A 24,442-nucleotide genomic window follows, 5' to 3' on the forward strand; every position below is an offset into this window, starting at 1 on the left:
GGGGGGCGTCCTCCCCCCGGCCCGATCAGCTCCGCCAGGCGATGCTCGACATGCATGTGGATGTCCTCGAGCGCGATGTCCTCGGGCACGCCGCCCTCGCGATATTCGTCCGCGATCCGGTCGAGCCCTTCCTCGATCGCATCGGCATCGGCCTGATCCAGGATGTCGCGCGCGGCGAGCATGGCGACATGAGCGCGGCTCGCCTCGATGTCCTGACGCCAAAGTCGCTTGTCGAAGGAGATGGAGGCATTTATCTCGCGCATCAGCGCCGAGGGGCCCTCGGCGAACCGCCCGCCCCACATGCTGTTGGAGTTGCCGTTGCGGCTTGTAATCGCCTGTCTCCTCGCCTCGCTGGCGCTTGCCGGCTGCGATAGGCAAAAGGCCGGTGAGCCGCAAGCTGGCGCGCCGGGCGCCGCCACGCCTGCGCCACAGGGCAAGGGGCTCGACCGCTCGCGCGCCGGCACGGCGGCGCCCGACGCGACCTTCCAGGATCCGGACGGCGCGCCGGCGAGCCTCGCCGATTTCCGCGGCAAGCCGGTGCTGGTCAATCTGTGGGCCACCTGGTGCGCGCCCTGCGTCGTCGAGATGCCGGAGCTCGATGCGCTCGCCCGGCGCGAAGGGGAGCGGCTACAGGTGCTGACGCTCAGCCAGGATCTCGAAGGCCGCGAGAAGGTGAGCGAATTCTTCGCGGCGCGCGATTTCAAGGCGATCGAGCCCTATCTCGACCAGGACATGGCGTTCATGACGTCGCTCGGCGTCTCGATCCTGCCCACCACCATCCTCTACGATTCGCAAGGGCGCGAGGTGTGGCGGATGACGGGGATCGAGGAATGGACCGGCGACACCGCGCGCGCGCTGATCGCCGAGGCACGCTGAGCTATTCCGCCGCCTCGGCCGCTTCGGCCTCGCGCTCGCTCTGCTGGCGGGTCCACATTTCGGCATAGAGGCCGCCGCGGCGCAGCAGGTCGGCATGGGTGCCCTGTTCCGCCACCCGGCCGGCGTCCAGCACCACGATGCGGTCGGCGTCCACCACCGTCGACAGGCGGTGCGCGATGACGATGGCGGTGCGCCGCCGGGTCACGCTGGACAGGGTCTCCTGGATCGCCGCCTCGGTGCGGCTGTCGAGCGCGCTGGTCGCTTCGTCGAGGATCAGGATCGGCGGGTTCTTGAGCAGGGTGCGGGCGATCGCCACCCGTTGCTTCTCGCCGCCCGAAAGCTTCAGGCCCCGCTCCCCGACCGGCGTGTCGTAGCCGAGCGGCAGCCCGGCGACGAAGTCGTGGATCGCCGCTCCGCGCGCCGCCGCCTCGATCTCCGCCTGGCCGGCGCCTTCGCGGCCATAGCCGATATTGTAGCCGATCGTGTCGTTGAACAGCACCGTGTCCTGCGGGACGATGCCCAGCGCCGCGCGCAGGCTCTCCTGCGTCACCGCGGCGATGTCCTGCCCGTCGATGGTGATGCGGCCCGCGGTCGGCTCGTAGAAGCGGAACAGCAGGCGCGACAGGGTGCTCTTGCCCGCGCCCGACGCGCCGACCACGGCCACGACCTTGCCGGGCGGCACGTCGATGTCGATGCCGTGCAGGATCGGCCGCTCCGGATCATAGGCGAAGCGGACCTGCTCGAAGCGGACGTGGCCGGCGGTGACGGCGAGCGCGGGCGCGCCGGGCGCGTCCCTCACCTCGGCCGGCGTGTCCACCACCGCGAACATCTGTTCCATGTCGATCAGGCCCTGGCGGACCGTGCGGTAGACGGTGCCGAGCATGTCGAGCGGCCGGAAGAGCTGGGCGAGCAGGGCGTTCACCAGCACGACGTCGCCGGTGGTGAACATGCCCCGGCTCCAGCCCCAGACGGTGTAGCCCATCGCCCCGGCCATCATCACGTTGGTGATCACCGCCTGGCCGATGTTCAGCCAGGCGAGCGAGGTTTCGTTGCGGATCGCCGCTTCCTGATAGCTGCGCATCGCCGCGCCGTAGCGGCGGGCCTCGCGCTCCTCGGCTCCGAAATATTTCACCGTCTCGTAATTGAGGAGCGAATCCACCGCGCGGCCGATCGCCTGGTTGTCGACCTCGTTCATCTCGCGGCGCAGGCGGGCGCGCCACTCGGTGACCATGCGGGTCCACCAGATGTAGAGCACCACCATCGCCACCGTCGCGGCGACGAGACCGGCGCCGAACTTGACGCCGAAGATGATGCAAACGGCGGCGAGCTCGATCACCGTCGGCGCGAGATTGAACAGCAGGAAATAGAGCATCATGTCGATGCTCTTGGTGCCGCGCTCCACGATCTTGGTGAGCGAACCGGTCCGCCGCTCCAGATGGTAGCGCAGCGACAGCCGGTGGATGTGGCGGAAGGCATGTTCGGCGAGCCGCCGCGCCGCGTCCTGGCCGACCCGTTCGAACAGGGCGTTGCGCAGATTGTCGAACAGGACGCCGGCGAAGCGGGCGAGCGCATAGGCGCCGACGAGGGCGATCACCAGCCCCGCCGCGGCTTCCATGCCGGGCGCCATGCGGTCGATCGCCGCCTTGTAGGCGAACGGCATGGTGAGCGTCGCCGCCTTGGCGATGAGGACGAGCAGAAGGGCGCAGATCACCCGCGCGCGAAGGCCGGTCTCGCCGCTGGGCCACAGATAGGGGAGGAAGCGCCGCAGCGCCGCCCAGCCCTGCGGCTCCGGAACATCACTGATGGGATCGGGGGACATCGACCCATAGATAGTGTGCCATTCCGCACCACCCAAATTCTGCCGCCGAAACGATGGGAACGGCCGCAGCTTCAAGGGGTTATGTGGATAGAAGGAGCGGATATGGGACCGGCACTCTACGTCATCGCGATACTCGGCTGCGGCGAGGGCACCGCCACGTGCGAACAATTGCGCGTGGCCGACCAGCGCTATGAGAGCCGTGCCGAATGCGTCGCGCAGACCGAGGCCCAGCTGCTCCGCTTCGGCGACGAGGCGCCTTATCCGGTGATCGTCGCGGAATGCCGGGCCGCCGACGCCCCGCCCCGGCTGCTGACGGCCGACGAGGTCGATCTGCCGGAGCCGGAGGCGCAACACCCTTTTCGCCCGGCCGCGGTGACGCGGATCGCCAGCCGCGACTGAACCGCCCGCGTTGAGCGGCGGGCGGCGGAACGGCCCGCGCCCGGGGCCGTTCGATCCGATGACACCACAAACCCGAGGAGAACCGCGATGTCGGTCAGCCAGCACCGCCACTACGACCCGCAGATGACCCAGAATCAGAAGAACCAGATGTCGGACGATCCGCGCGACGGCGCGCGCGGGTCCGACACGCTCGGCGGCGACGCGCCGGGCGGCTCGCCCGAACAGGACGCGCAGGACCAGGCGAAGATCGAGGAGTTCGGACGGCGCGGGGCGGGCAACCCCTCGGCCTCGTCCGACGGCGGCGGCGAGGACTAGGGCCTCGGCCGCGCGGGCCTTAACCGCGGCGCGAAACATGTTATGATCCGCGCTCCCAACAGGGGCGCGGATCATGCTGAAGACGATCGGCGGCATCATTGCCGGCCTGCTTGTGGGTTTTGCCGTCATCATGGCGGTCGAGACCCTGTCGCAATCCCTCTTTCCCCGCCCGGCGGCGGTCGACCCGCGCGACCGGGACGCGGTGTCGGCATTGATCCGGGATCTTCCGGCCGGCGCGCTCGGCCTGGTCGCCTTCGCCTGGTTCGCGGGCGCTCTGGCGGGAGGGCTGGTCGCCGGGCGCATCGTGCGGCGGCGCTGGGCGGCTTGGACGATCGCCGCGCTGGTGGCGCTTGCGGCCGTCGCCAACATCATGCTGTTCGAACATCCCGACTGGATGCAGGTGATGGCGCTGATCGCCCCAGCGCTGGGCGGCCTGATCGCCGGCCATTTCAGCCCGCGCGCCGTGCCGGCCGCCGCCGCCGCCGGGGAGACGACGCGGGAGCCGACCGACGATGCGTGACTATCGCACCTTCCAGGAATTCTGGCCCTTCTATCTTCGCGAGCACAGCCGCCCGAAGACCCGCGCCTTCCATTATGCCGGAACGACGCTCGTCGTGCTGATCGCCGTCGCGGCGGTCGCGACCGGCAATTGGTGGCTGCTGCTGGCGATGCCGGTCGCCGGCTATGCCTTCGCCTGGGCCAGCCACGCCGCGATCGAGCGCAACCGGCCGGCCACCTTCACCTATCCCGCCTGGTCGCTGCGCGCCGATTTCAAGATGTGGTGGTACTGGCTCACCGGCCGGATCGGCCGCGAACTGGACGCGGCGGGCGTGAAGCAGGAAGCCCAAAAATAGGGACAGTCCCTGTTTTCAGAGGCGCATCGTGCCTTCGATGACGGTGACGCAGCTGCCGCCGAGCAAGGCGCGGTCGCCGGCCAGGCGGCAGGCGACGCGGCCGCCGCGGCGGCTCGCCTGAAAGGCGCCGAAGCGGTCGCGGCCGAGCCGTTCGCACCAGAAGGGGGTGAGCGCGGCATGGGCGGACCCCGTCACCGGATCCTCGTCCACGCCCCAGGCGGGCACGAACACCCGGCTCGCGACGTCCGTCTCGTCGCCCGGCGCGGTCGCGATCACCATCAGCTCGACCGCGGCCAGGCGGCGCATGTCGGGCGCGAGCGCGCGCACCGCGGCCTCGTCCGGCAGCAGCACGATCGCCGTCGCCTGCGATCCCTCCTCCGACAGGAAGACGTCCGCCGCCGGCGTTCCCAGCAGGTCGAGCAAGGCGTCGTTCCGGCCGGGCCGCGTCCGGATCACCGGCAGGTCGAGCGTCAGCGCGTCGCCGTCGCGCCGGACCTTGAGGATGCCGGCCTTGCGGGTGCGAAAGCGCACCTCGTCGCCCTCGATCAGCAGATGGCCGCTGGCGAGGGTCGCATGGCCGCACATCGCGACCTCGACGGTCGGCGTGAACCAGCGCAGCTCGTAATCGGCGTCGCCCGCGGTCGGCACGGTGAAGGCGGTCTCGCTCAGATTGTTCTCGAGCGCGATCGCCTGCATCATCTCGTCCGGCAGCCAGCTTTCGAGCGGGATCACGGCGGCGGGATTGCCCTCGAACGGCCGGCCGGCGAAGGCGTCGATCTGATAGAAACGAAGCTGGGTCATCGGGGCTTCCTGTAGGGCGCGGCGAGATCGGTCTCGACGAGCTGGTCGCCCGGGCGGTCAACCTGCCCCTCGGGATCGAGGTGGATGAAGATTTCGACGCCGGGAAACTCCTCCGCCAGTGCCGCCTCGATCTCGTCCATGACGTCATGGCCTTGCGCCACCGTCATCGCGGCCGGAACCCAGATGTGGAACTGGGCGAACTCGCGCGCGCCGCTGGTGCGGGTGCGCAGATCGTGGAGGTTGCGGACGCTGGGATGGCGCGACACGATCTCGACGAAGCGGTCGCGCCGTTCCTCGGGCCATTCCTTGTCCATCAGCTGGTCGACGGCGTGCACCGCGGCCTTCCAGGCGCCCCAGCCGATCCACAAGGCGATCGCGATTCCGAACAGGGCGTCGGCGCCGGTGAGGCCGGCATATTGATCGAGGGCCAGCGCGACGATCACCGACAGGTTGAGGAGGAGGTCGTTCTGATAGTTGAGGAGGTTGGACCGGATCGCGACCGAGCGGGTGCGGCGGATGACGCTGCGCTGGTAGAGGATGACGGCGAAGGTGGCGACGATCGAGACGATCGAGACGGCGATGCCATATTCGGCGTTGGCGGGTCCCGCGCCGGCGACCAGCCGCTCGCCGGCCCGCCACAGGATGAACACCGCCGAAAAGGTGATGAGCCCGACCTGGAACAGGGCGACCAGCGCCTCCGCCTTGCCGTGGCCGAAGCGGTGGTCGTGGTCCGCCGGCAGCGCCGCCAGCCGCACGCCGAGCAGGATGACGAAGGCCGCGATGACGTCGAGCGCGGTGTCGGTGAGCGAGCCCAGCATCGCCATCGACCCGGTCTCGAGCGCGGCCCAGGCCTTGAGGACCAGCAGGAACAGCGCCATCGCCACGCTGGCGAGCGCCGCCCGCCGGGTCAGCCGCGAATAGAGACCGGCGGCGTCCGACTGCTGCTGGTCGCGGGCATAGGTCATGGATAGAGCAGGATCTCGTCCCAGCCGTCGCCGGCGCGGGTGAACAGCCGCCGTTCGTGCAGGCGGAAGGCGCGGTCGTTCCAGAATTCGATCCGCTCCGGCCGCACGCGGTAGCCGGTCCAGTGCGGCGGCCGCGGCACGTCGCCCCCTTCGAACCGCGCCTTCATCTCCTGGTAGCGCGCCTCGAACGTCGCGCGGCTGTCGAGCGGCGCCGACTGGTCCGACGCCCAGGCGCCGAGCTGGGAATCGCGGGCGCGGGTGGCGAAATAGGCGTCCGCCTCCGCCGCGCTCACCCCTTCCACCGCGCCTTCCACCCGCACCTGCCGGCGCAGCGACTTCCAGTGGAAGAGGAGCGCGGCCTGCGGGTTGGCCGCGAGATCCGCGCCCTTCCGGCTGCGGCCGTTGGTGTAGAAGACGAAGCCGCGGTCGTCATGGCCCTTCAGCAGCACCATCCGCACCGCCGGACGGCCGTCGGCGTCGGCGGTGGCGAGCGCCATCGCGGTCGGGTCGTTCGGCTCGGACAGGCGCGCCTCAGCGAGCCATTCCTCGAACAGGGCATGCGGATCGGTCATGGCCGCCGTTTAAAGGAGGGGGCGGGGGAAGGCCATATCCCCCGGGGCGCGGGCGACGGGGTTGCGGCGGACGCGCCGCCCACCCACATGTGACCCGATTGCAACAGTAGACTTTTCGGCACGGGTGGAGAACGAAGTTCGCATGGCGGATCTGTATTCAGAACTGGGTGTGCAGCGCGGCGCGGACGAGGCCGAGATCAAGAAGGCCTATCGCAAGCTCGCCAAGGAGCTGCATCCGGACCGGAACAAGGACAATCCCAAAGCCTCGGAACGCTTCTCCAAGGTGACCCAGGCCTATGACATCCTGACCGACAAGGACAAGCGCGCCCGCTACGACCGGGGCGAGATCGACGATCAGGGCAATCCGCGGGCGCCGTTCGGCTTCGGAACCGGCGGGCCGCGGCCGGGCGGCGGCGCCTATCGCCGCACCGGGCCGGGACCCGGGTCGGAATTCGACTTCGGCGGCGACACGGCCGACCTTTCCGACCTGTTCGACGGCCTGTTCGGCGGCGGGCGGCGAAGCGGCGCCGGCGGCGGCGGAGGCCCGTTCGGCGGCTTCGGGCGGCGGACGGCCCCGCCGCCGCGCGGACAGGACGTCGCCTATCGCCTGCCGGTCGCGTTCGAGGACGCGGCGACGCTCAAGCAGCAGCGGGTGGCGCTGTCGACCGGCAAGACGGTCGACATCAAGCTGCCCAAGGGCGTCGAGGAAGGCACCAAGATCCGGCTGGCCGGCCAGGGCATGGCCGGGCCGGGCGGCACCGGCGACGCCATCGTCACCATCGCGATCCAGCCGCACCGTTTCTTCAAGCGCGACGGCGACGACGTCCGGCTCGACCTACCCGTCTCGCTCGACGAGGCGGTGCTGGGGGCGAAGATCAAGGTGCCGACCGTCGACGGGCCGGTGATGGTGATGGTGCCCAAGAGCGCGAGCTCCGGCAAAGTGCTGCGCCTCAAGGGCCGCGGCTTCACCCGCAAGGACGGATCGCGCGGGGACCAATTGTGCACGCTGATGATCCAGCTGCCGGCCGACGACGCGGAACTCGCCCGCTTCGTCGAAGGCTGGAGCGGCAGGAGCAGAGGAAACCCAAGGGCGTCGCTGGGCGTCTAGAAGGTCGTGCACGACGTTTCGCCCGAATCCCCCGAAGCAAGGCGGAAGAGACTCGCCAAGGCGAAGGCGCGCTTCGGCAAGGTGAAGAGCCGGGTCGAACCCGGAACCAAGCCGTTCGAGGTCGCCAAGCGTGTCGTCGTCGGCGTCTATACCGACGGCTTCATCCATGCCGGCAATCTCGCCTATCTGGCGCTGCTGTCGCTGTTCCCCTTCGTCATCGTGGCGGCCGCCGTCACCCGGCTGTTCGGCCAGACCGAGCAGGGGCTGGCCACCGTCCAGGCGATCCTGCAGACGATGCCGCCCAACATCGCCGACGTCCTGGAAACGCCGATCCGCGACGTGCTGGAGGCGCGGACCGGCGGGCTGCTGTGGCTCGGCGCGCTGGTGGGGCTATGGACCACCGGCAGCTTCATCGAAACCATCCGCGACATCATCCGCCGGGCCTATGGCGTCACCTATAGCCGGCCCTTCTGGGAATATCGGCTGGGCTCAATCGGGCTCATCATCTCCGCCGTGCTGCTGGCGATGCTGGCGTTCAGCCTCACCGTGATGATGTCGGGCATCCAGCAGTTCGTGGTGCGCATGATCCCCGGCGCGGACGATCTGGTCGGGCTGCTGACGCTGCTCCGGGTGGCGCCGGCGCTTGCCTTGTTCGCCTCGCTCTACCTCCTCTTCTACTGGCTCACCCCCAAGCGCTACCGCGGCAAGGCCTGCCCGAAATGGCCGGGGGCCGCCTTCGTCACCGGCTGGTGGGTGAGCACCACCGCTCTGCTCCCGGTCGTGCTCGCGAACCTCGGCAGCTACGACCTCACTTATGGCAGCCTGGCCGGGGTCATCATCGCCTTGTTTTTCTTCTTCATCATTGGACTCGGTCTCGTTATCGGCGCAGAATTGAACGCGGCGCTGGCGGAGACCCCGGACCCGAGCCACGAGGACGTCGTGGCCGCGGTCAAGGAGGAGGCCGCCGAGCAGGCGGGGGAAGTCGCGGAGCGCAAGGCGGAGGCGGAAACCGAAGCCGCGGAAGCCGCTCGCGAGGAGGCCGAACAGGAGGAAAGATGACCGGCTTGATGGAAGGCAAGAGGGGGCTCATCATGGGCCTGGCGAACGACAAGTCGCTCGCCTGGGGCATCGCCAAGGCGCTGTCCGCCCATGGCGCGGAGCTCGCTTTCTCCTACCAGGGCGAGGCGATGGAGAAGCGGGTGCGCCCGCTCGCCGGGCAACTCGGCTCCGATCTGCTGATCGATTGCGACGTGTCCGACATGGCCAATCTCGACCGCGCCTTCGAGGCGCTGAAGGCGCGCTGGGAGACGCTCGACTTCCTCGTCCACGCGATCGGCTTTTCCGACAAGAACGAGCTGCGCGGCAAGTTCGTCGACACCAGCCTCGACAATTTCCTGCTCACCATGAACATCTCCGCCTACAGCTTCGTCGCGGTGACGCGGCGGGCGCGGGAGATGATGCCGGAGGGCGGCGCGGTGCTGACCCTGTCCTATTACGGCGCGGAGAAGGTGATCCCGCATTACAACGTGATGGGCGTCGCCAAGGCGGCGCTGGAGACCAGCGTCAAATATCTCGCCATGGACCTGGGGCCGGAGAAGATCCGGGTGAACGCCATCTCCGCCGGGCCGATCAAGACGCTGGCGGCGAGCGGGATCGGCGACTTCCGCTACATCCTCAAGTGGAACGAATATAATTCGCCGATGCGCCGCAACGTGACGATCGACGATGTCGGCGGCGCGGCGCTCTATCTGCTGTCCGACCTCGCGAGCGGGGTCACCGGCGAGATCCACCATGTCGACGCCGGCTACAACGTCATCGGCATGAAGGCGGAGGACGCGCCCGACATCAGCGTCGCCTGACCGGGAGGCGCCGGCGGCGCGTTCAGACGGTGAAGCTTTCGCCGCAGCCGCACATCCCCTTCGCGTTGGGATTTTCGAAGGTGAAGCCGGCGGTGAAATCGTCTTCCTTCCAATCCATCCGGCTGCCGATCAGGTAGAGGATCGAGGCGCCGTCCACGTAGAAGGTGCCGCCCGGCGTCTCGATCTTCTCGTCGAACGCCTTCTCCTCGGTCACATAGTCCACAGAATAAGCAAGACCCGAGCAGCCGCGGCGCGGCGTCGACAGCCTGACTCCGATCGCCCCTTCCGGCGCGCGCGCCATCAGGTCCGCGATCCGCTGCTCGGCCGCGGGGGTGAGGGTGAGGGCGGCGGGCCTGGTGCGGGTCGTTCCCTCGGTCATAGCATTCCCAGCTCCAGCTTGGCCTCGTCGCTCATCTTCTGGGGGTCCCAGGGCGGGTCCCAGACGAGCTCGACCTCGGCATGGCCGACGCCCGGCACCGATCCCACACGAAGTTCCACCTCGCCCGGCATCGATTCCGCTACGGGGCAGTGCGGCGTCGTCAGCGTCATCTTCACCATCGCATGGTTTTCGGGCGTGATCTCGACATCGTAGATGAGGCCGAGATCGTAGATGTTGACCGGGATCTCCGGGTCGTAAATCTCCTTCAGCGCCTCGATCACGGCCTCGTAGAGGTCGCCGCCCGGCTCGACCGGGGCGGGCTCGGCGGGACGCGGCTGTTCGGCCAGGAAGCCGGCGAGATAGTCGCGCTTGCGCTCGAACCTGTCGGCGACGCGCGCCTTGGGGGGCTTGGCGACCGCCTCCACTTCCTCGACCTCGATCCTGCGTTCCTCGTTCATCCGAAGATCCTCGATACCCTTTCCAGGCCGCGCGCCAGCGCCTCGACGTCGCGGCGGCCGTTATACACGCCGAAGCTGGCCCGGGCGGTGGCGTCGATCCCGAGATGCGCCATCAGCGGCTGCGCGCAATGATGGCCGGCGCGGATCGCCACCTTTCCCTCGTCCAATATGGTGCCGATGTCGTGGGGATGCACCCCTTCCATCGTGAAGCTGACGATGCCGGCGGCGTCTTCCGGGCCGTGGAGGCGGACGCTGTTGACGCTGCGCAGCGCGTCGCGCGTCTCCCGGACCAGGGCCGCCTCGTGCGCGGCGATCGCGTCCAGCCCGATCGCCTCGACATAGTCGATGGCGGCATGAAGGCCGAGCACGCCGACGATGTGCGGCGTCCCCGCCTCGAACCGGCCGGGCGGCGGGGCGTAGCTGGTGCCATCGAAGCTCACCTTGTCGATCATCGCGCCCCCGCCCTGCCAGGGCGGCATCGCGGCGAGCAGTTCGGAGCGGCCCCACAGCACGCCGATGCCGGTCGGCCCGTAGAGCTTGTGGGCGGAAAAGACGTAGAAGTCGCAGCCGAGCGCGGCGACGTCGACCGGCATGCGCGGCACCGCCTGGCAGCCGTCGAGCAGCAGCAGCGCGCCGACGCCATGGGCGAGATCGGCCGCGCGGCGGGCGTCGAGCACGGAGCCGAGCACGTTCGAGACATGGGCGAGCGCGACGATCCGGTGCCGCTCCGTCAGCATGCCGGCCATGGCGTCGAGATCGATGCGGCCGTCCCCGGTAAGCGGGGCGACGTCGATCTCGGCGCCGGTCCGCTCGGCGATCATCTGCCAGGGGACGATGTTCGAATGATGTTCGAGCATCGACAGCATGATGCGGTCGCCGGGCCGCAGAAAATAGGGACTGTCCCCATTTCCGAAGGCGCCGTGGGCGACGAGGTTGATGCCTTCGGTCGCGCCGCGGACGAACACCACTTCGTCGGCCGAGGGGGCGCCGATGAAGGCGGCGGCGCGCGCGCGGCCCGCCTCATAGGCGCGGGTCATGTCGGCCGAGCGCTGGTAGACGCCGCGATGGACGGTCGCATAGGTCTCGCCATAGCCGCGCGCGATCGCGTCGATCACCGGCCGCGGCTTCTGGGCGGTGGCGGCCGTGTCGAGATAGGCCCAGCCCTCCGGGATCGCCGGAAAGTCCGACAGCCGGTCGAGCGGGCGGGTGGACACGGGCATGTCCATCAGCGGCGCGCCCCGCCCCGAGTACGTGTCCGGAAGAAAGGCGCGGCCTTTGACAGGCTCAGGCGGAACGGCGTGGGGGCGCGGGCCGTCATGCCTTGCCTCCGAACCAGGCCGCCACGTCCGCGGCGAAGGCTTCGCGCACCCGTTCCTCGCCGATCCGTTCGATCGCGTCGGCGACGAACACGCGGGTGAGCAGCGCCTCCGCCTCCGCCGGCGGCACGCCGCGGCTCTGGAGGTAGAAGAGAGCGGCGCGGTCGAGTTCGCCGACGGTGGCGCCATGGGCGCATTTGACGTCGTCGGCGAAGATTTCGAGCTCGGGCTTGGCGTTGATCGTGGCGGTGCGCGACAGGAGCAGGCCCTTCAGCGACTGTTCGCCGTCGGTCTTCTGCGCGCCGCGCGCCACCTCCACCCGCGCCGCGACCGAGCAGACCGCGCGCTCGTCGGCGACGGAGCGCCAGATCTGGCGGCTGACCCCGTTCGGCTGTTCGTGGCGGAGGACGAGATTGGCGTCGTGGCGCTGGCGACCGCCGGCGAGCAGGGCGCCGCCCACTTCCGCGTAGGCGGCCTCGCCCGCGAGCAGCACTTCGCCGTCGAGCCGGCTGTCGGTGCCGCCGGCGGCGAGCGTCGCGGCGACGAGGCTCGCGCCCTCGCCCACCGCCGCGCGGTCGGTGAGGCTGACGAAACCGGCGCGGCCGAGCAGCCGGCGGTTCAGCATCAGCCGCGCGCCCTTGAAGAGGGTGATGTGGGTGAAGCGGTTGGTCCAGCCCTCGCCGACATAGGTTTCGACCACCGAGGCCTGGGCGTCGACGTCGAGCTCGATCCGGGCGGCGAGATGGTCGGCCGCGCCGGTCGAGACGTGGACGATCTGGATCAGGCCGGCGGGCGCATGGTGGCGGCCGAGTCGCAGCGACCAGCCCGTGTCGCCGGCATGGCGGGCGAGCTGGTGGTCGGCGACGCCCGAACCCGTTTGTCCGACCGAAACCGGCCCCAAAAAGCTCGATTCCGGCACCAATTCGCCGTCCAGGAACAGCAAGCGGGGTCCGTTCTCCTCACAGGGCAGCCACGGAAGTTCTCGAAGTTCCCCGGGAATCGCGCCTTGCGGCGTCCCCGACGCGAGTTCGGGCAGGGCCGACAGGTCGCTCCAGCGCCAGCCTTCGGTGCGGGGGGAGGGGAGATCGAGGATCACAGCAAATCCTCCCCGGAACGGGGAGGGGGACCGGCCGGCGCAGCCGGACGGTGGAGGGGGCCCGGCGTCGGCGCAGCGGAGAGGCGGGCCCCCTCCACCATGCTCCGCATGGTCCCCCTCCCCGTCCCGGGGAGGATAAGATTCACCCCCCTCATGCCGCGACGGCTCCATAGCCTTCGCGCTCGAGCTCGTGGGCGAGTTCGGCGCCGCCGGAGCGGACGATGCGGCCGCCGGCGAGAACATGGACGAAGTCCGGCTGCACGATGTCGAGCAGGCGCTGATAATGGGTGATAAGCAGCACCGCCTTGTCGGGCTTGCGCATGATCCGGTTGATGCCGTCGCCGACGATGCGGAGCGCGTCGATATCGAGGCCGCTGTCGGTCTCGTCCAGGATGGCGAGGCGGGGGTCGATGATCCCCATCTGCACCATCTCGTTGCGCTTCTTCTCGCCGCCGGAAAAGCCGACGTTCACCGGCCGCTTCATCATGTCCATCGACATGTCGAGCGCGCCGGCCTGCTCGCGCGACAGGCGCAGGAAATCGCCCGCCGACAGCTCGGCCTCGCCGCGCGCGCGGCGCTGGGCGTTGACCGCGGTGCGCAGGAACTGGACGTTGGACACGCCGGGGATCTCGACCGGATATTGGAAGCCAAGGAACAGGCCGGCGGCGGCGCGCTCGTGCGGCCCGAGGGCGAGGAGGTCCGAGCCGTCGAGCGTGGCGGAGCCCTGAGTCACCTCGTAGCCCGGCCGTCCGGCGAGCACGTAGGACAAGGTCGACTTGCCCGAGCCGTTCGGCCCCATGATGGCGTGGATCTCGCCCGCGCCGATGGCGAGATCGATCCCCTTGAGGATCGCCTTGCCATCGACGGCGGCGTGGAGGTTTTCGATGTTCAGCATTGGTTGTCCGTCGTTCCAGCGGCTGCGCGTACCGTCATTCCGGCGAAAGCCGGAATCTCGTCGCGTGTGAAAGAAGAAGAAGGGAGATCCCGGCCTTCGCCGGGATGACGGAGAGGGGTCATCCGACACTCCCTTCCAGCGAAATCCCCAGAAAGCTTCTGCGCTTCTAGCCCTCTCCCCAGGGGGGAGAGGGTTGGGTGAGGGGGTTCGGCGGTCTGAACTCGCTTCGAAGGCCGGACGCTCGCTAACGCTCGCTCCCCCTCACCCCAGCCCTCTCCCCGCCGGGGAGAGGGAGCTTTCCGACGGCCCCTCATCATCCGACGCTCCCTTCGAGGCTGATGCCCAGCAGCTTCTGCGCTTCGACGGCGAATTCCATCGGGAGCTGCTGCAGCACTTCCTTGGCGAAGCCGTTGACGATCAGCGCCACCGCATCCTCCTGGTCGAGGCCGCGGCTCATCGCGTAGAAGAGCTGGTCGTCCGAGATCTTGGACGTGGTCGCCTCGTGCTCGATCGTGGCGGTGGGGTTGCGCACCTCGATGTAGGGCACGGTGTGGGCGCCGCATCTGTCGCCGAGCAGCAGCGAGTCGCACTGGGTGAAGTTGCGGACATTGTCGGCATTTGCCAGCACCCGTACCAGGCCGCGATAGGTGTTGTTGCTGCGGCCGGCGCTGATGCCCTTGGAAACGATCGTCGAGCGGCTGCCCTTGCCGATATGGACCATCTTAGTGCCGGTATCGGCCTGCTGCAGATTGTTGGTGAGCGCGACCGAATAGAATTCGCCGACGCTGTCCTCGCCCTGGAGGATGCAGCTCGGATATTTCCAGGTGATGGCGGAGCCGGTCTCGACCTGCGTCCAGCTGATCTTCGAGCGGGCGCCGCGGCAGGCGCCGCGCTTGGTGACGAAATTGTAGATGCCGCCCTTGCCCTCGGCGTCGCCGGGATACCAGTTCTGGACGGTCGAATATTTGATCTCGGCATCGTCCAATGCCACCAGCTCGACCACCGCGGCGTGGAGCTGGTTCTCGTCGCGCATCGGCGCGGTGCAGCCTTCGAGATAGGAGACGTACGACCCCTTGTCGGCGACGATCAGGGTGCGCTCGAACTGGCCGGTATTGGCGGCGTTGATGCGGAAATAGGTGCTCAGCTCCATCGGGCAGCGCACGCCTTCGGGGATGTAGACGAAGGTGCCGTCGGAGAAGACCGCGCTGTTGAGGCAGGCGTAGAAATTGTCGCGCTGCGGCACCACGGAGCCCAGATATTTGCGCACCAGCTCGGGATGCTCGCGGATCGCCTCGGAGATGGAGAGGAAGATGACGCCCGCCTTCTTCAGCTCCTCGCGGAAGGTGGTCGCAACGCTGACGGAGTCGAACACCGCGTCGACCGCGACCTTGCGCGCGCCCTCGACGCCGGCGAGCACCTTCTGCTCCTCGATCGGGATGCCGAGCTTCTCGTAGGTGCGGCGGATTTCGGGATCGAGCTCGTCGAGCGACTTCAAGGTCGGCTTCTGCTTCGGCTCGGCGTAATAATAAGCGTCCTGGAAATCGATGGCGGGGATGTCGAGCTTCGCCCAAGTGACCTCCTCCATGCCGAGCCAGGCGCGATAGGCCTTGAGGCGCCATTCCAGCATCCATTCCGGCTCGCCCTTCTTGGCCGAGATGTAGCGGACGGTGTCCTCGTCGAGGCCCTTGGGCGCGAATTCCTGCTCAATGTCGGAGGTGAAGCCCCATTCGTAATTGGAGACGCGCTCCACCGCCTCGTGCGCTTCGGCGTTCTTCACGGCCTCGTTCTTGTCCCTCACGTCACTCACGTCACTTCACCTCTGCAAGGCTGTCGAGGGTCACCCCCGCCAGCGCGCCGCGCACGGCGCCGTTCACCACCGACATGTGCGGCCGGATCGCGCAGCTGCCCTCGAGCGCGCAATCGTGGCGCTTCTCGTCGACGCAGCTCGTCATCGCGATCGGCCCTTCCACGGCTTCGACGATGTCGGCAAGGCTGATCCCGTCCGCCGGCCGCGCCAGCCGGAAACCGCCGCCCGCGCCGCGCGCCGACACCAGCAGGCCGGCGGCGGCGAGCCGGCCCATCAGTTTCTGCGCGGTCGCGACCGGCACCCCGGTCTCCGCCGCCAAGGCCGCCGCCGACAGCCGCGCCTCCGCCCCGTGGCGGGCGGCCGCGGCCATCATCACGACGGCATAATCGGCGAGGGAGGTGAGGCGCATGTTCAATCGGACCGTTTCGTTCCGATTTGCATCTGGTCGCGCGCGGCCCGGAAATCAAGCCTGTCGCGGCGGGCGGGAGCCGCTATAGGGCGGCCGATGCGCTATTTCCTCGACACCGAATTCAACGGCTTCGGCGGCGAGCTTCTGAGCCTGGCGCTGGTGCCCGAACATGGCGACCAGGAATTCTACGCGGTGCTCGCGGCCGAGGCGCCGCTCCATCCCTGGGTGGCGCGCAACGTCATGCCCTATCTGGCGACGGTGCCGCCCTGCATCGAGGCGGCGCCGATGACGCGCGGCGAGGCGGCGATGGCGCTCGCCCGCTATCTGGCGCCGGACCGCGCGCCGGTGATCGTCGCCGACTGGCCGGAGGACATCGCCTATTTCTGCAACCTCCTCGTCACCTCGCCGGGCGAGATGGTGGCGGTGGGCAGCCTCGGCTTCGAATTTCTGTCCAGCCCCGGCTTCAGCACCGCCCGCAACAGCGCCGTCCCGCACAACGCCCTCCACGACGCCCGCGCGCTGCGCGACTTCGTGCTGGGGTGGGAGGATTAACGGCGCGCCTGTTCGGGGAGGAGCCGAGCCTCAACCGCCCTGGCGGGCGATCCACTGGTCGACATTGGCTTCGAGCACGTCGAGCGGGACCGGGCCGGACAGCAGCACCGCGTCGTGGAAGCCGCGAATGTCGAAGCGGTCGCCGAGCCGGGTGCGGGCGCGTTCGCGCAGCTCCATGATCTTGAGCTTGCCGATCGTATAGGCGTTGGCCTGGCCCGGGAAGACGACGTAGCGGCGGATCGCCCGTTCGATGTCGCCTTCGGGATTGGGCGTGTTCTGGCGCAGATAGTCCATCGCCTGATCGGCCGACCAGCGCTTGTGGTGGATGCCGGTGTCGGTCACCAGCCGGGCCGCGCGCCACAGCTCCATGCCGAGCCGGCCGAAATCGGAATAGGGATCCTGGTAGAAGCCCATGTCCTTGCCGAGCTCCTCCGAATAGAGGCCCCAGCCTTCCGAATAAGCGGTGACGCCGCCGAACTGGCGGAAGGGCGGCACGTCGCCGAGCTCGGTCTGGACGGCGAGCTGGAGGTGATGGCCGGGCACGCCTTCGTGATAGGCGAGCGCCTCGAGCTCGGTGCGGCTCATGTCGCGCAGATTGTAGAGGTTGACGTAATAGACGCCCGGGCGCGAGCCGTCCGGGGCGGGGCGCTGGTAGAAGGCCTTGCCGGCGGTGCGCTCCCGGAACGGCTCCACCGGCCGCACTTCGAGCGGCGCGCGGGGCAGCGTGTTGAAGAAGCGCGGCAGCACCGGCGTCACGCGGTCGAACACCTGCTGCACCTCGGCGAGATAGTCCTCGCGGCTGGCGTGGAAGAAGCGGTCGTCGGTGCGGACGTGCTGGAAGAAGTCCTGCAGCGTGCCGGTGAAGCCGACCCGGGCCATGATCTGGCGCATCTCGCCATGGATGCGCGCGACCTCGCGAAGGCCGAGATCGTGGACCTGGTCGGGGGTCATGTCGGTGGTGGTGTGGAAGCGCAGCCGCTCGGCATAGAAGTCCGCGCCGCCGGGATGGCGCCACACGCCGTCTTCCGTGGGAGCGACCGCCTGCTGGCGCTCCATCAGCGCGATCAGGCGCTGATATGCGGGGCGGACGCCGGTCATCAGCGCCTGGCGGCCGGCGGCGATCAGCCGGTCCTTGTCGGCCTGCGGAATGTCGGCGGCGCCGATCTTGCGCTTGAGATCGGCATAGAGCGGCGCGTCCGGCCCTTCGCCGAACGGCGCGCCGGCGATGACGTTGCGCGAGGCGTCGATCACCAGCGGATAGACCCAGCGCGGCGGCAGGATGCCGGCCTGGGCGCGGCTCTCGGCCTCCGCCATCGCCTGGTCCAGCGCGGTGCCCATGCCCTGCAGCCGGCTGACATAGGCCTCGGCGGTGGCGAGATCGGTGACGCGATGGATGTTGATCAGGAAGGCGGGCAGCTGCGACTGGGCGCCGTTCATCTGATCGAAGATGTAGCCGTGGCGGCGATACTGGAACGCGTCGGCGCTGCGCCGCGCCTGGTTCAGGAACAGATCGTAGGACAGGCGGTCGGCGGCCGAGAGTCGGTCGCGCTCGAAGCGTTGCTGAAGGTCCGCCGCCGCCTGCTGCTGCAGCGCCTGGCTGCGCTGCGCGTCGGCGTCGGTGAAGTCGCCCCAGCGGCCGTAATCGGCGTCGATGATGCCGCGATAGGCCTTGCCGAGCGGCGACAGCGCGAGTTGGGCGCGGTCATACTCCTCGAAGAAGGCGGCGAGCCGCGGATCGTTCGCCTCGGCGGGCGTGGCGGCGGCGGCGGCCGGCGCGGCGGCGCGCGGCGCCTCCGCCATCGGCGCGGCGCAGGCCGCGAGCGCGGCGGTCGAGGCGAGCAGAAGCATACGGGTCATTCGAGGCATCCTTGTCTTGTCTTCGAACGGGGCTGGCAGTGTCCTAGGGGCTGGGGGCCGGAGCCGCAACGTTTGCGGGGTGGGTGCGTCTTGTCCCCCTCCCTGCGTGCAGGGAGGGGAGAAGGAGGTGACGCTTGCGCTTTCGCTACAAATGTAGTTAGCTGCAAATGTAGCGGAGGCGAATCGATGCTCGACAAATTGCCCCCACGCGAGCGGCAGATCGTGGATCTTCTTTATGTGAACGGCGAATCGACCGTCGCCGAGCTGTGCGAGGGCCTGCCCGACCAGCTCAGCGGATCGGCGGTGCGCGCGATGCTGAGCCGGCTCGAGGCCAAGGGCTATGTCCGGCGGCGCCATGGCGGGCGCGGCTTCGTCTATGCGCCGGCCGTGCCGGAATCCAAGGCCAAGCAATCGGCGCTGGCGCAGCTCGTCCGCGTCTTCTTCAACGGATCGCCGGTGGGCGCCGCCTCCGCCTTGCTCGGCATGTCGGAGAAGCTCGACGACCAGGATCTCGACGAGCTCGAACGGATGATCTCCGAGGCCAGGAAAGGACGCCGCAAATGAGCTGGGAGCTGCTCGCCGCCTTGGCGCTGAAGTCCGTCCTGGTGGCGGGTCTGGCGCTCCTTCTCCTCCATCTGCTGCGGCGCCGGTCGGCGGCGGAGCGGTCCTGGATCGCCCATGCCGGGCTCGCCGCGACCCTGCTGCTGCCGCTGCTGGCGCTGGCGGGGCCGCGCTGGGAAGTGGCGGCCCCGGCGCCCGTCGCCGCTTATGCCGCCGCGCCGCTCGCGGACATGGCGGCGCCGGCCGCGCCCGGGACGGGCATCGGTCCCGCCCCGACCTTCGACCTTTCGGCGGCTCCGCCCCCGGCGGCGGCCGGCATCGCCCGCCCCTCGCTTCCGTTCCTCGCCTGGGCGGTGCCGGCCTTGCTGCTGCTGCTCGTCACCCTGGTCGCCGTCGTCCGCCTCCACGTGCTGCGGGCGCGGGCGCAGGTGCTGGTGGAGCAGGACTGGCTGACCGCGCTCGCCCGCGCCCAGCGGCGGATGGGCTTCAAGCACGGCACCGCCTTGCTGGTCAGCGACGAATTGTCCTCGCCGGTCAGCTGGGGGATCCTGCGGCCGATCATCCTGCTGAACGAGGCCGCGGTCGGGTCGCGCGGCCAGGCGGAAGCGATCATCGCGCACGAACTCGCCCATGTCGCGCGGCTCGACTGGGCGAAGCTGCTGCTCGCCCGCGCCGCGGTCGCCTTGTTCTGGTTCAATCCGCTCGTCTGGCTGCTCGCCCGCCAGTGCCACCAGTTGCGCGAGGAGGCGGCGGACGACGCCGTCCTGTCGAGCGACGTGTGCGACACCGATTATGCCGCCTTGCTGGTCGGCGCGGCGCGGCACGAAAGCAACGGCCTGCTGCTCGCCGCCAACGGCGTGGCGCCCGGCCGCGGTTCGCTGAAGCGGCGGGTGGCGCGGGTGCTCGACAGCGGGCTCAACCGCCGTCCCGCCCGCATCGCCTGGTCGTCGGCCTGCGCGGCCGGCGCGGTGCTGGTCGCCGCGCCGCTGGCGGCCCTGACCCCGGTCGCGGCGTTGCCGGAAGCGGCCGTCGCGCCCGTGGCGGCGGCGATGCCCGCGAGCGCGCCGACGGCTTCGCCATCCGTGTCCGCGACGGCGCCGGTGCCCGCGCAGGCGCCCGCGCCGGCCGCCGAGGCGGCGCTCCCCGTGCCCGCTTCAGCGGTGGCGGCCGAGGCGTCCCCCGCGCCCGCGCCGCGGGGGGCGAGCGGCGCCTATCTGGAGCTGCCGCGCTTTTCCGGCCTCGATCTCGTCGGCGGCGGCCATGTCGTCATCCGCCACGGGGCCGCGCAGAGCGTCCGGCTGATCGGCGCGGACGCGTCGGCGGCGAACATCGCGGTGAACGGGGGGCGGCTCGCCATCTCCCCCTGCACGGCGCCGTGCGGCGCGCAGGGCCTGCGGGTCGAGATCGTCACCCCCGCGCTCGACGCCGTCGCCGTGAAGGGCGGCGGGATGATCGTCGCCGAAAGCGGCTTTCCGGCGCAGGGCGCGCTGGCGGTCGCCATCGAAGGCGGCGGCACCGTCGACCTGCGCGGCCTGAGGGCGCGGCGGGTGGCGGCGGCGGTGCTCGGCGGCGGCGTCATCATGACCCGGGCCGAGGACGCGCTGATGGCGAGCATCAACGGCGGCGGCGAGATCAGCTATTGGGGCGATCCGCAGGTGATGAGCTCGGTCCAGGGCGGCGGCGCGGTGTCGCGCGGCGGCGGCAACTGAGCCCGCGTCCCCGCGAAGTCTGACCGCGACAAAGCGGTTCGCCCTGGTCTACAGGGACGCATGACCAAATCCGCCACCGACGTGATGCAGGACATCCTGTTCGCCGCCGTGATCGATTCGATCGTGGCGCTGAAGGCCGCGTCCAAAGGCCTGCCGAACACCTTGCTGCGCGATCTCAACGCGATTCACGCCAACACGACGCTGGCCGATCTTCCGCCCGAGCTGCAGGCGGCGATCGCGGCGAGCGTCCGGGGCGCCTTCACCCGGCTCTTGAAGGAAGGCTATTCGGTGTCGCCCGGCCGCGAGGCGCCGCAGCGCCACGGCACGCCCCCGCGCCGGCCCGGCGACGAGGACCGCCCGCGCCGCGGACCGGCCCCGCCCCGCCGCGACGGCCCCGGCGGACGCCGCGACGGACCAGGCGGCGGCGGACGCCCGCCCCGCCCCGGCGGCCGCCCAGGCGGCAGGAGCGGCGGCGGCGGAGCCAAAGGCCGCGGCTGAAGCCCCGCCGACCCCGGAAAAGTAGGGACAGTCCCTAATTTTGTGAGGTGAAGAGCAGGCGGGCGACTTCGTCGAAGCTTTCCGCGACGTGGTGGACGCCGAGGGCCGCGAGGCGGTCGCCGTGGCCGTCCAGGCAGTGGTTGCCGGCGACGAGGCCGATCACGCGGGCGCCCGAGGCGACCGCGCCCTTCGCGCCCACCGGCGAATCCTCGACGATCACGATCCGGTCGATCGGAACGCCGATCGCGGCGGCGGCGTGGAGATAGAGGTCGGGCGCGGGCTTGCCGCGGGCGACATGTTCGCTGCCGCTGTAGATGTGCGGCTCGAACCGGTCGCGCAGGCCGAGATGGTCGAGATGGCGGCGAATCCACCGGGTGGAGCTCGACGAGGCGATGGCGCGGGGCAGGTGGGGCGGCAGGCTCGCGACGAAGGCGACCGCGCCCGCCACCGCTTGCAGCCCTTCCTCCAGCACCCGCCGGTCCTCCGCCTCCCGCTCGGCATGGAAATCGTCCGGCAAGGCGCGGCCGATCCAGCGCTCGATCGCGCCGTGGAAGTCGTCGCCCGACAGGCCCATGAAATTCGCCATCGATTCCTCGGGCGTGGTCGGGTGGCCGCGCGCGGTCAGATAGTCGGCGATCTGCTTGTTGCCGACATATTCGCTCTCGATCAGCACTCCGTCGAAATCGAGGATCAGTCCCTCGAACCTCATCCGCGCTCCCCAAACAAGGCGGTGCCGACGCGCACGTGGGTCGCGCCGATCGTCACTGCGGTCTCATAGTCGCCCGACATGCCCATGCTGAGGCCGTCCAAGCCGTGGCGGCGGGCAAGCCGGGCGAGCAAGGCGAAATAAGGGGCGGGCTCCACATCGGCGGGGGGCAGGCACATCAGGCCGGCGACCGGCAGGCCGGCGCCGCGCGCAACCTCGACCAGGTCCGGAAGATCGGCGACGGCGCAGCCGCCTTTCTGCGGCTCGTCGCCGATATTGACCTGGAGGAAGCAGTCCGGGCGCCGGCCGGCTTTGTCCATCGCTTTGGCGAGGGCGGCGACCAGCGAAGGACGGTCGACCGAATGGACGGCGTCGAACAAGGCGACCGCGTCCTCGGCCTTGTTGGATTGCAGCCGCCCGACGAGGTGCAGGCGGAGCCCCGGATGTTCCGCCTTCAGCGCCGGCCACTTTTCCTCCGCCTCCTGCACCCGATTCTCGCCGAAGTCGCGCTGCCCGGCGGCGATCAGCGGGCGGATGGCGTCGGCGCCATGGGTCTTGGAGACGGCGATCAGCGTCGCGGCGTCGCGGCGGCCGGCGAGCGCGGCGGCCTTGGCGATGCGGCTGGTTACCTCCGCGAGGCGGGCGGGTGCGTCGGTCATGGCGGCTGCTATAGGAAGGCGCATGCGTCGCCGCCACCCTCTCCCGCGAACCTGGCTGATGACCGACGAGCGGCAAGGCGACGGGCTGTGGGCCGCGCTGGAACGGCTGCCGCGCGGCGGCGGGATCGTGTTCCGCCATTACGGCCTGGAGCCCGGCGAGCGGCGCGCTTTGTTCGCGCGGGTGCGGGCGGTGGCGCGGCGGCGGGGGCTGACGCTGGTCGTCGCCGGCCCGCCGCTGCCCGGCGCCGACGGCCGCCACAACCGGCGCGGGCGCGGCCTCGTCACCGCTTCGGCGCACGATCTCGGGGAGTTGCGCGCCGCCGGGCGGATGGGGGCGCGGCTCGTCTTCCTGTCGCCGGTCTATCCCACCCGCTCGCATCCGGGCGCGCCCGCGCTCGGCCCACGCCGATTCGCGCGGCTCGCCCGCCGGACGAAGCTGCCGGTGATCGCGCTGGGCGGGATGGACGCGGCGAAGGCGCGGCGGCTCGGCGGTGCCTATGGCTGGGCGGCGATCGATGCGTGGAGCGGGTGACGTCCGCCGGACCGCGTCAGAAGCGGAAGGCGGTCCCGATATAGACGGCCTGGCTGTCGCGGCGCTCGTCGGCGATCGGCTCGAGCCGGTCGCGCGCGATCCGGTAGCGCACGCCGCCGGTCACGTCGATGTTGCGGGTGATCGAATAGGAACCCGCCACGTCGAGCGAATAAGCGGTGTCGTCGGCGACGATCCGCTGCGCGCCTTCGACATGTTCGGCCTGGACGGCGACGCGGCCGCTGATCCGCCGGGTGGCGGCATAGCCGATGCCGAGCCGCGCGCTTTCGCGCCGGCCGGGGAGAACGCCGCCTTCGGTCTCCGACACGTCGCCGGTGACGGAGAAGCGCCGCCAGCCCACGGCGACGCCGAGATTGTAGCTGGTCGGCGTGATCGCGGTGACCGGAGTCGCGGACGGCGTGGCTTCGGCGGTGCGGGTCGCCTCGACCAGCGGCGTATCGGCGCGGGCGCGCACGGCGACGCGCACCGGCTGCGAACGCTCGGCCGCCGCGGCGGACGGGGTGAAGCGGAAGCTGCCGGACTGGACGCCGCGGCGCTGCAGTTCGGCGGCGAGACGCGCATCGGCGACGGCGGGGGTGAAGGAGCCGGCGCTGAGCGAAAGGCCCGGGCGCGCCTTGGCCTTGGCCGCGGACGTGGTCGCGTCGGCGGGGGCGAGCACCAGCGCGAGCGCGACGAGCGACGCTCCGGCTGCGGCGGCGATACCCCCTGACTTCCTCACGACTCTCTGTCTCCCTTGCCGCCCATAGGTAGAGCGACTCTCAAGGCTTGCCTAGCGGAGCCGGACCTGAGCGGGGCGAATCGCCTGGACATGTTGCGCCTTTTCCACAGCATGGGTTGACGGCGGATGAAGACGCGACCCGCCGCGCCGCCGGCCGAGGAGAGATTCCTTGCCGAGTGCGCGGTGCCTTCTATAACGGCGGGCCAGCTTCATGGTTGCCGAGGAATGTACCCGATGCTTCGCCTTTTCCCCCTCGCCCTCGCGGTGGCCGCGGCCACGTCGCTGAGCGCGTGCCAGTTCATCCGCGACGACATCAACAAGACGCTGGGCCGCGGTGAGGGGCCGCCCAGCGCGGCGGCCGCGACCGCGCTCACCCAGGCCGGGGTCAACCCGTTCCTGTGGCGGGCCGCGCTCGACACGCTCGCCTTCGCGCCGATCGAGCAGGCCGAGCCCGGCAACCGCGCGATCCAGACCGGATGGTACGCGCCGCAAGGCAACCAGAATGAACGGATGCGCGTCACCGCCCAGATCCTCCACACCGAGCTGCGCGCCGACGGCCTGCGCGTCCTCGCCCAGCGGCAGGTGAACCAGAACGGTCAGTGGGTCGAGGCGCCGGTCGCCGCCGCCACCGTGCAGCGGCTGGAGGAGATCATCCTCACCCGCGCCCGCGACCTGTCGCGCGCCGCGCGCGTCTGACCTCCGGC

Annotated in this window: 30 protein-coding genes; 14 read left to right on the forward strand and 16 right to left on the reverse strand. The window is 70.1% G+C overall.

Annotated features, from left to right (window positions below; translation table 11 throughout):
• On the reverse strand, positions 1-302 hold a 302-nt coding region (locus tag ACK4K7_RS01660; protein ID WP_431863403.1), incomplete at its 3' end, for a lyase family protein.
• 16 nt (positions 303-318) lie between these two features.
• Here ACK4K7_RS01660 and ACK4K7_RS01665 point away from each other — a divergent pair.
• Positions 319-876, forward strand: coding sequence for a TlpA family protein disulfide reductase (locus tag ACK4K7_RS01665; protein ID WP_431863404.1), 558 nt, complete (start codon positions 319-321; stop codon positions 874-876).
• Position 877: 1 nt separating this feature from the next.
• Here the strand turns inward: ACK4K7_RS01665 and ACK4K7_RS01670 are convergent, their stop codons facing one another.
• Positions 878-2,695, reverse strand: coding sequence for an ABCB family ABC transporter ATP-binding protein/permease (locus ACK4K7_RS01670; protein WP_431863405.1), 1,818 nt, complete (start codon positions 2,693-2,695; stop codon positions 878-880).
• Between the two features lie 102 nt (positions 2,696-2,797).
• Here ACK4K7_RS01670 and ACK4K7_RS01675 point away from each other — a divergent pair, with 102 nt between their 5' ends.
• The 4 genes from ACK4K7_RS01675 to ACK4K7_RS01690 all read left to right on the forward strand — a co-directional run bounded on the left by ACK4K7_RS01675 (position 2,798) and on the right by ACK4K7_RS01690 (position 4,263).
• Entirely contained in the window at positions 2,798-3,094 is a 297-nt protein-coding gene (locus ACK4K7_RS01675) for a hypothetical protein (protein WP_431863406.1), read from the forward strand.
• A gap of 87 nt (positions 3,095-3,181) precedes the next feature.
• Positions 3,182-3,409, forward strand: a complete 228-nt coding sequence (locus tag ACK4K7_RS01680; RefSeq protein ID WP_431863407.1) for a hypothetical protein — start codon at positions 3,182-3,184, stop codon at positions 3,407-3,409.
• A 73-nt stretch (positions 3,410-3,482) separates the two neighbouring features.
• Positions 3,483-3,929, forward strand: coding sequence for a hypothetical protein (locus ACK4K7_RS01685; protein ID WP_431863408.1), 447 nt, complete (start codon positions 3,483-3,485; stop codon positions 3,927-3,929).
• A complete protein-coding gene (locus tag ACK4K7_RS01690; RefSeq protein ID WP_431863409.1) occupies positions 3,922-4,263 on the forward strand; it encodes an Mpo1-like protein in 342 nt (113 codons plus the stop codon). Before ACK4K7_RS01685 ends, ACK4K7_RS01690 begins: the two co-directional genes overlap by 8 nt.
• A gap of 15 nt (positions 4,264-4,278) precedes the next feature.
• On the opposite strand, the gene ACK4K7_RS01695 is transcribed toward ACK4K7_RS01690, so the two are convergent.
• The 3 genes from ACK4K7_RS01695 to pdxH are packed head-to-tail and all read right to left on the reverse strand — an operon-like array spanning position 4,279 to position 6,601.
• Complete coding sequence (locus ACK4K7_RS01695; RefSeq protein ID WP_431863410.1) at positions 4,279-5,064, reverse strand: PhzF family phenazine biosynthesis protein; 786 nt, start codon at positions 5,062-5,064, stop codon at positions 4,279-4,281.
• The gene (locus ACK4K7_RS01700; protein WP_431863411.1) at positions 5,061-6,029 is read right to left on the reverse strand and encodes a cation diffusion facilitator family transporter; all 969 of its coding nucleotides are present in this window, start codon (positions 6,027-6,029) and stop codon (positions 5,061-5,063) included. The genes ACK4K7_RS01695 and ACK4K7_RS01700 overlap by 4 nt, the downstream gene beginning before the upstream one ends.
• Positions 6,026-6,601 carry a pyridoxamine 5'-phosphate oxidase gene (gene pdxH, locus ACK4K7_RS01705; protein WP_431863412.1) on the reverse strand — a complete coding sequence of 192 codons (576 nt, stop codon included), beginning with the start codon at positions 6,599-6,601 and terminating at the stop codon, positions 6,026-6,028. Before pdxH ends, ACK4K7_RS01700 begins: the two co-directional genes overlap by 4 nt.
• A 142-nt stretch (positions 6,602-6,743) precedes the next feature.
• Between pdxH and ACK4K7_RS01710 the strand changes: the two genes are divergently transcribed.
• From ACK4K7_RS01710 to fabI, 3 genes are read left to right on the forward strand one after another with little or no spacing between them, the layout of a single operon-like run.
• Positions 6,744-7,709 (forward strand): DnaJ C-terminal domain-containing protein, encoded by a 966-nt coding sequence (locus ACK4K7_RS01710; protein WP_431863413.1) that lies wholly within the window; start codon positions 6,744-6,746, stop codon positions 7,707-7,709.
• 6 nt (positions 7,710-7,715) lie between these two features.
• Positions 7,716-8,768 (forward strand): YihY/virulence factor BrkB family protein, encoded by a 1,053-nt coding sequence (locus ACK4K7_RS01715; RefSeq protein WP_431863415.1) that lies wholly within the window; start codon positions 7,716-7,718, stop codon positions 8,766-8,768.
• The gene (fabI, locus tag ACK4K7_RS01720) at positions 8,765-9,568 is read left to right on the forward strand and encodes an enoyl-ACP reductase FabI (RefSeq protein WP_431863416.1); all 804 of its coding nucleotides are present in this window, start codon (positions 8,765-8,767) and stop codon (positions 9,566-9,568) included. The genes ACK4K7_RS01715 and fabI overlap by 4 nt, the downstream gene beginning before the upstream one ends.
• A gap of 22 nt (positions 9,569-9,590) precedes the next feature.
• Here the strand turns inward: fabI and ACK4K7_RS01725 are convergent, their stop codons facing one another.
• From ACK4K7_RS01725 to ACK4K7_RS01755, 7 genes are all read right to left on the reverse strand, one after another.
• Complete coding sequence (locus ACK4K7_RS01725) at positions 9,591-9,947, reverse strand: HesB/IscA family protein (protein WP_431863417.1); 357 nt, start codon at positions 9,945-9,947, stop codon at positions 9,591-9,593.
• Positions 9,944-10,405, reverse strand: coding sequence for an SUF system Fe-S cluster assembly protein (locus ACK4K7_RS01730; protein ID WP_431863418.1), 462 nt, complete (start codon positions 10,403-10,405; stop codon positions 9,944-9,946). Before ACK4K7_RS01730 ends, ACK4K7_RS01725 begins: the two co-directional genes overlap by 4 nt.
• Positions 10,402-11,625: a cysteine desulfurase gene (locus ACK4K7_RS01735; protein ID WP_431863624.1), complete on the reverse strand. Its 1,224-nt coding sequence runs from the start codon at positions 11,623-11,625 to the stop codon at positions 10,402-10,404. The genes ACK4K7_RS01730 and ACK4K7_RS01735 overlap by 4 nt, the downstream gene beginning before the upstream one ends.
• 94 nt (positions 11,626-11,719) lie before the next feature.
• Complete coding sequence (locus tag ACK4K7_RS01740) at positions 11,720-12,817, reverse strand: SufB/SufD family protein (protein ID WP_431863419.1); 1,098 nt, start codon at positions 12,815-12,817, stop codon at positions 11,720-11,722.
• Between the two features lie 151 nt (positions 12,818-12,968).
• Positions 12,969-13,712, reverse strand: a complete 744-nt coding sequence (gene sufC, locus ACK4K7_RS01745) for a Fe-S cluster assembly ATPase SufC (RefSeq protein WP_431863420.1) — start codon at positions 13,710-13,712, stop codon at positions 12,969-12,971.
• A gap of 313 nt (positions 13,713-14,025) precedes the next feature.
• Positions 14,026-15,510, reverse strand: coding sequence for a Fe-S cluster assembly protein SufB (gene sufB, locus ACK4K7_RS01750; RefSeq protein ID WP_431863625.1), 1,485 nt, complete (start codon positions 15,508-15,510; stop codon positions 14,026-14,028).
• Positions 15,511-15,520: 10 nt separating this feature from the next.
• Entirely contained in the window at positions 15,521-15,928 is a 408-nt protein-coding gene (locus ACK4K7_RS01755; protein ID WP_431863626.1) for an RrF2 family transcriptional regulator, read from the reverse strand.
• Positions 15,929-16,024: 96 nt separating this feature from the next.
• On the opposite strand from ACK4K7_RS01755, the gene ACK4K7_RS01760 reads away from it, so the two are divergent.
• Entirely contained in the window at positions 16,025-16,480 is a 456-nt protein-coding gene (locus tag ACK4K7_RS01760) for a hypothetical protein (protein ID WP_431863421.1), read from the forward strand.
• 30 nt (positions 16,481-16,510) lie between these two features.
• Here the strand turns inward: ACK4K7_RS01760 and ACK4K7_RS01765 are convergent, their stop codons facing one another.
• A complete protein-coding gene (locus tag ACK4K7_RS01765) occupies positions 16,511-18,337 on the reverse strand; it encodes a DUF885 domain-containing protein (protein WP_431863422.1) in 1,827 nt (608 codons plus the stop codon).
• 186 nt (positions 18,338-18,523) lie between these two features.
• Between ACK4K7_RS01765 and ACK4K7_RS01770 the strand changes: the two genes are divergently transcribed.
• From ACK4K7_RS01770 to ACK4K7_RS01780, 3 genes are read left to right on the forward strand one after another with little or no spacing between them, the layout of a single operon-like run.
• Complete coding sequence (locus ACK4K7_RS01770) at positions 18,524-18,901, forward strand: BlaI/MecI/CopY family transcriptional regulator (protein WP_431863423.1); 378 nt, start codon at positions 18,524-18,526, stop codon at positions 18,899-18,901.
• A complete protein-coding gene (locus ACK4K7_RS01775; RefSeq protein ID WP_431863424.1) occupies positions 18,898-20,607 on the forward strand; it encodes a M56 family metallopeptidase in 1,710 nt (569 codons plus the stop codon). The genes ACK4K7_RS01770 and ACK4K7_RS01775 overlap by 4 nt, the downstream gene beginning before the upstream one ends.
• A gap of 60 nt (positions 20,608-20,667) precedes the next feature.
• The gene (locus ACK4K7_RS01780; protein WP_431863425.1) at positions 20,668-21,105 is read left to right on the forward strand and encodes a hypothetical protein; all 438 of its coding nucleotides are present in this window, start codon (positions 20,668-20,670) and stop codon (positions 21,103-21,105) included.
• A 34-nt stretch (positions 21,106-21,139) separates the two neighbouring features.
• On the opposite strand, the gene ACK4K7_RS01785 is transcribed toward ACK4K7_RS01780, so the two are convergent.
• Positions 21,140-21,814 carry an HAD family hydrolase gene (locus tag ACK4K7_RS01785; protein ID WP_431863426.1) on the reverse strand — a complete coding sequence of 225 codons (675 nt, stop codon included), beginning with the start codon at positions 21,812-21,814 and terminating at the stop codon, positions 21,140-21,142.
• Positions 21,811-22,470 carry a YggS family pyridoxal phosphate-dependent enzyme gene (locus ACK4K7_RS01790; RefSeq protein ID WP_431863428.1) on the reverse strand — a complete coding sequence of 220 codons (660 nt, stop codon included), beginning with the start codon at positions 22,468-22,470 and terminating at the stop codon, positions 21,811-21,813. The genes ACK4K7_RS01785 and ACK4K7_RS01790 overlap by 4 nt, the downstream gene beginning before the upstream one ends.
• Positions 22,471-22,492: 22 nt before the next feature.
• Between ACK4K7_RS01790 and ACK4K7_RS01795 the strand changes: the two genes are divergently transcribed.
• On the forward strand, positions 22,493-23,002 hold the full coding sequence (locus ACK4K7_RS01795) for a thiamine phosphate synthase (protein WP_431863429.1): 510 nt from the start codon (positions 22,493-22,495) through the stop codon (positions 23,000-23,002).
• 16 nt (positions 23,003-23,018) lie between these two features.
• Here ACK4K7_RS01795 and ACK4K7_RS01800 read toward each other — a convergent pair whose 3' ends face one another.
• Positions 23,019-23,738, reverse strand: a complete 720-nt coding sequence (locus tag ACK4K7_RS01800; protein WP_431863430.1) for a hypothetical protein — start codon at positions 23,736-23,738, stop codon at positions 23,019-23,021.
• 234 nt (positions 23,739-23,972) lie between these two features.
• On the opposite strand from ACK4K7_RS01800, the gene ACK4K7_RS01805 reads away from it, so the two are divergent.
• Positions 23,973-24,434, forward strand: coding sequence for a DUF3576 domain-containing protein (locus tag ACK4K7_RS01805; protein ID WP_431863431.1), 462 nt, complete (start codon positions 23,973-23,975; stop codon positions 24,432-24,434).
• The last annotated feature ends 8 nt before the right edge of the window (positions 24,435-24,442 follow it).

The organism is Allosphingosinicella sp. (assembly GCF_046295735.1).
In the GTDB taxonomy this organism is placed as follows: domain Bacteria; phylum Pseudomonadota; class Alphaproteobacteria; order Sphingomonadales; family Sphingomonadaceae; genus Allosphingosinicella.